Origin of the sequence: Leptospira idonii, assembly GCF_004770995.1 — a bacterium.
Lineage (GTDB): Bacteria > Spirochaetota > Leptospiria > Leptospirales > Leptospiraceae > Leptospira_A > Leptospira_A idonii.
Genome location: NZ_RQHW01000006.1, coordinates 1 through 2,125, shown reverse-complemented (window position 1 = coordinate 2,125; position 2,125 = coordinate 1). Strand labels below are relative to the sequence as shown.

The 2,125-nt window shown below is 36.7% G+C and carries 2 protein-coding genes; both read left to right on the top strand.

Going from position 1 to position 2,125, the window contains the following annotated elements:
• The coding region (locus tag EHS15_RS01745; RefSeq protein ID WP_210416277.1) for a C39 family peptidase at nt 1–1,325 on the top strand (1,325 nt) is incomplete at its 5' end.
• Nucleotides 1,326–1,332: 7 nt separating this feature from the next.
• A complete protein-coding gene (locus EHS15_RS01740) occupies nt 1,333–2,043 on the top strand; it encodes an NADase-type glycan-binding domain-containing protein (RefSeq protein WP_135758819.1) in 711 nt (236 codons plus the stop codon).
• Nucleotides 2,044–2,125 lie beyond the last annotated feature (82 nt).

The window sequence follows — 2,125 nt, the reverse complement described above, 5'->3', positions numbered from 1 at the left end:
GTAGATTGAATCCAGAGGGTAGGGCAGAATACGACCGATTGACTGAGGAGCTCAAAGCTGCCGAACTTGCTGAGTCGGTAGGTAAGACGAAAGGAATCTTTGAACTTAAGAGCTGGGAAGAAGCTCAGAAGAAACTCGAAGAAGTAAAACTGGCATTAAAAGACTTTGTAATATCCAAAGCGAAGGCTTTCGGAATTTCTGTTGGGAAAGAACCAGTTAAACCTTTGAATGCTCAAAGTATTTCCAACTCTTCAGTGGATATACAACAAAGATTTATTGATGCGGTTGAAAATCCGAATGTGAATAGTTATAAAACAGGCGGAAACTTAAAATTAGAATTTCCAGAGGGGACTCCACCGGAAAAAATTAAAGAAACCTTGGAAAAAGTAGGGAAGCAGATGGTGAAAGATGCGTTTTTTGACTATGATTCCTCTGCACATGCTTCAGAAGCATTAGAGAAATTTGCTGCAGCAAATGGATTGAACTCACCTAATGCCACTCCAGAACAAAAACAAATTTATGCAGCTATTAAGAGCGACTTAAATGCGGCTGTGGTGTATGCGAAAGCAGATTTCAACACAGCAAGGATTGAGTATGTAAGGGAGAATTACGCAAGGTTGACAACAGAGAAGTTGGTTGCAGAGTTTGGAGATCGAATCGATACACAGAGAAGTACAGATCAGGTAACCGTATTGAAGAATGGAGAAGGGGTTATCTTAAATCAAGTTTACTATGATTCGCAGAATGATAATAAAACAAATATCCAATTTAAAGATTATAATCTAAGACCAGGAAATGAATGTTCACCTACATCGACGTCTATTGTGTCGGAATATATGGGGGCTAAGCCACAAAATGGACAAAACCAACAAGTAGATGATTTTATTAAACAAGCGCAGAAAGATGGTATTCTTGTTAAAGGTGACGAGCTGAAGAAAAACATCTATCTAGAGAAAGTTCTTTCTCAGTATGAGCAGAAGTTAGTTGATTTGGAGCCAGATTTGATTCCAAGGCCAGGAACGAACCCTGTGAAATATGAAACAAGTGCGTGGAAAACTGAGTCTATCAAAGCAGCTTTGAATGAAGGAAAACCTGTTGTTGTGGGTGGAAAATTTGACGTTGCTCCGGTGACCGAGGGTCATCGACTTGTGATTGTTGGTTATGATTCTACTGGTTGGATTGTTCATGATCCTTTTGGAAATGCAAATGTTACCGGCTATAAAGGTTCTGGAATGTATGCTCATTATGACTACGGTAAATGGGGTATAGGTAGCAAGGACGGCACGGCATTTGTTATTGAAAATTTACCAAAAAAAGAGGAGTGATTTGAAAATGAGATATGTTTTGTTTACACTTAGCTTAAGTATAGTTCCTTTGTGCGCAAGGGACTTTGCGTTTGAAAAACTATACGGAACAGTAAATCATTGTTATAAGAAAGAGTGCCGTAAAGCTATTGCTAGCTCCTTTTTGATAGAGAAGGGCAAACCAAAAGGTGAATATTCACCAGATAAAATTCAGGACTTTCGCAATGAAAACTGGAGGGATACTGCTTGGTGTGTATCTAAAAACCAAGGAATAGGAGAATATATTTATGTTTCTTATTCTAACAACCCAAGACTAAATAAATATAAAGATATATGGAAAAGAGAGGGATACTCTTTTTCGTTCACAATAATTAATGGTTTTGTGAAAAATAAAGATTTATTTTTGGCAAATAATCGAGTTAAGAAAATCGCTATCGAAGTACAAGAAATTGCTTATACAATGTCTGTACAAGGCCCAGATACAATTACCGGAACCGACATTGAGATATTTGATGGACCAATCTTAAATGGTGTTCATGAAATTGAATTAGTAGATAAAATGGATGAGCAGGAATTTAAGATTAATGTTGTTCCTGTATCTAAAAGAGATGGGTATTTGCAAATGGATTTGTTACTCAAAATGACTATCAAAGAAATCTATCCTGGAAATAAATATAAAGACACATGCATTTCTGATGCTAGATTTGAAATGGTAGTTCCAGAGGATAAGAAAAAATAATTCCCTGAGCCTCGCAAAAACTAAGTAATTGAACATTTTGTTCATTAAGTTGGATGAATTTGAAACGGGTGTTAGTTTTTTT